Raw genomic sequence first — 3,122 nt, 5'->3', positions numbered from 1 at the left:
GCTGCCGCGGCTGCCGAGATGGCTCGCCTTGAGGCCGGCATTCATTCCGATCAGCGTGATGTCGACGGTCGCTTCGGCAAGCCCGGCGATCGCCTGGCGAAATTTCGTCAGCGTGTCCTCGACGATCGCGAGCGCCTCGTCGACCGAGCGGCCGGCACTCTCGCAGGTGGCGATCAGGGTCGATGCGTGTGCCAGCGTCTGCTTGATGCGCGTCAGGAACGACGACGAGCCGCCCTCCTCGCCGCCGAACAGCGTGCGGCCGTGGCCGACGACGCTGCCAGCATCGTGCAGGATCGCCGTCAGTGCGCCGACGATCTGACCGACGTCACCGCCGAACTCGCGCTGGGCATCCCTGAGCTGGGCCGCCTGCAACCGGCAAATCGCACCCACGCCGTCATCGCTCGGCATCGTTTCAGGAACGAGGCTCGGCGCGGATTCCGACGCAAGGCCGAGGCCATGGGACACGTGCTCGAGACGCTGACGCGTGCTGTCGCCCGCCTGCAGCGAGATGATCGCGCTGCCGACCGCCTCGGCGATCTTCCTGGTGCTGGCACTGGCGCGGTCGGCCAAATGGCTGCTCTTGCTGCGCTGGTCGCGTAACCCCGAATAGGCCGCGCCGAGCTCGGCGCTTTCCGACACCAATTGGGCCCGATACCGGCTCTCGAACTCCTTCTGCCGGCCGGAGGCGGTGGCAACCGCTTCGGACAGGCGCTGCTGGTCCCGCGCGCAGCCTTCGATCGAGCGCTGCACGGCCCTGCCGAGATCGTAGGCTTCCTGGGTGAAGGCGAGAAAGCCCTCGCGGTCGCCATCGAGCGAGGCCGCCTCGATCCGCGCGCTGCGCGCGATGATGGTGATCATCCCGATGTGCTTGAACAGCGGCTTGAGCAGCGAGGACGCCTCTGCCGTGCTCTTGCCGATCGTCTCCAGCAGCGCGCTCTCCGCCGGCAGCGCCTGCGCCAACTCGCTCAGCCGCGCCGCGATCTCCTGCAGCGCCGTTGCGGCGCCCTCGATCTCGGCGCCGGAAAGCTCACCCGAGAGCGTAGCTAAGCCCTGGTTCAGCTCCTTGAAGATGAGGTGGCCGCGTCCGAGTTCCTGACCGACGCGCGCAAAGACGTCCTCGATGCGCGAGGAGACGTCCTCGATCGCGGTGGTTGCCTCGGTGAGTGTGTTGGCCGGAACGGGCGACATGGCCATCAACCTGCCACCGCGGCGTGCCCGGCCTGATACCAGAGCATGATCTCCCGCGGGATGTGATGCAGCGAAACGACCTTTTCGACGCCGCCATGGGCGATGGCTTCCTTGGGCATGCCGAACACCACGCAGCTCTCTTCGTCCTGCGCCCGCGTTGAGGCGCCGAGCTTGCGCATCTCCAGCATCCCGCGCGCGCCGTCGTCGCCCATCCCGGTCATGATGACGCCGAGCGCGTTGGCGCCGGCATGCTGGGCCGCCGAGCGGAACAACACGTCGACTGAGGGGCGATGCCGCGACACCGGCGGGCCGTCCTTGATCGCGATCTGGTAGCGCAGACCGATGCGCTGGAGCAGCATGTGGCGGGCGCCGGGCGCGATATAGGCGCAGCCCGGCAACACCGGCTCACCGTCCTTGGCTTCCTTGACCTTGATCTGGCAGACGCCGTCGAGACGCTTGGCAAAGGCCGCGGTGAAGCCTGCCGGCATGTGCTGGACGATGAGAAGCGGCGGACAGTGCGCCGGCAGCATCTCGAGGACATCGTTGAGCGCCTCGGTCCCGCCGGTCGACGCACCGATACAGACGATGCGCTCCGTCGTCGGCCGGACCCTGCCCTGCACCGGCGGCGGGATGATGGCGTCGGCGGTCAGCTTCTTCTCGATGGCCCGGCGTTCCGCACGCGGGCGCACCCGCGCGCGCGCAGCCGACTTCACCGCCTCGCGCAGCCGTGTCGAGCATTCGAGCAGCGCCTGCCGCGTATCGATCTTCGGCTTCGGCACGATGTCGACCGCGCCCGCCTCGAACGCCTCGAACATCACGTTCGAGCCCTCTTCGGTCAGCGAGGAGCAGATGATCACCGGGATCGGGCGCTGCGCCATGATCTTGCGCAGGAACGTCATGCCGTCCATGCGCGGCATTTCCAGGTCGAGGATCATCACGTCGGGGATCTCGTTCTGGAGGCGCTTCGCCGCCACGAAAGGATCGGAGGCCGCTCCCATCACCTCGATATCGGGATCGTCGTTGAGAATCGTCTGCAGGATTTGGCGCACCGACGCCGAATCGTCCACGATCAGTACGCGAACCTTCTCCCTCGGCATCTTGGTTGCGCTCCGGCTAGACCTGAAAAATGGTTGGCTGAACCTGCTTCAGCCCGGGCACGGCACTGTGAATCATCGATTCCGAATGTCCGACCAGCAAATAGCCGCCCGGACGCAAATGGCTGCACAGTTGCTCGACCACCTTGCGCTGGGTCTCGCGCTCGAAATAGATCAGGACGTTGCGGCAGAAGATGATGTCGACATCGCGATCGACCGGATAGGACTTGTCCATGAGGTTCATCCTCATGAAGTGTGTCGCGCGCCGCAGCTCGGGTACGACCCGCACCTCGCCGCGCGACTTGTCCCGCGACGTCGAAAAATATCGTTTCACGAATTGCTCCGGCACCGGGCCGAGCACGTCGCGCGTGTAGATCGCCGTCTTGGCGAGGCGCAGCACCGCGGTCGAGATGTCGGTCCCGAGAATGCGGTACTGGAAGCGCGATCCGTTCCGCGTCATGTCGTCCAGCACCATCGCGGTGGTGTAGGCCTCCATGCCGGTGGAGCTCGCCGAGCTCCAGATCTTCAGGTTCGCGTTCTTGCGTCCATGCGACTTGAGCAGGCCGGGAATCGCGACGTCGCGCATGAAGGTGAAGTGCTGCGGCTCGCGGAAGAAGTCGGTCTTGTTGGTCGTCACCACATCGATGAGATGGGTGAGCTCGGTATCGAAATGATCGGCCTCAAACAGGTTCTCGACATATTCGTTGAGACCGGTGAAGTTGAGCGCGCGCACGCGCTTGTGCAGCCGCCCCTCCAGCATCAGCCGCTTGCCCTGCGGCAGCTTGATGCCGACCTGGCCCTCGATCAGTTCGGCGATGGTGCGGAAGTGGCGGTCCGACA

The 3,122-nt window shown here is 65.9% G+C and carries 3 protein-coding genes; all 3 read right to left on the bottom strand.

Features of this window, described 5'->3' with window-relative positions; all coding sequences use genetic code 11:
• Positions 1 to 1,188: chemotaxis protein (locus IC66_RS0125720; protein WP_085971811.1), on the bottom strand; the 1,188-nt coding region annotated here is incomplete at its 3' end.
• Positions 1,189 to 1,193: 5 nt separating this feature from the next.
• Positions 1,194 to 2,285, bottom strand: coding sequence for a protein-glutamate methylesterase/protein-glutamine glutaminase (locus IC66_RS0125715; RefSeq protein ID WP_028142307.1), 1,092 nt, complete (start codon positions 2,283 to 2,285; stop codon positions 1,194 to 1,196).
• 16 nt (positions 2,286 to 2,301) lie between these two features.
• On the bottom strand, positions 2,302 to 3,122 hold an 821-nt coding region (locus IC66_RS0125710), incomplete at its 5' end, for a CheR family methyltransferase (protein ID WP_038949577.1).

It is taken from the genome of Bradyrhizobium genomosp. III (genome assembly GCF_000261705.1).
Taxonomy (GTDB): domain Bacteria; phylum Pseudomonadota; class Alphaproteobacteria; order Rhizobiales; family Xanthobacteraceae; genus Bradyrhizobium; species Bradyrhizobium ottawaense.
Note: the sequence above shows the minus strand (reverse complement) of the source record. Positions and strands in the feature narration are given on the sequence as shown.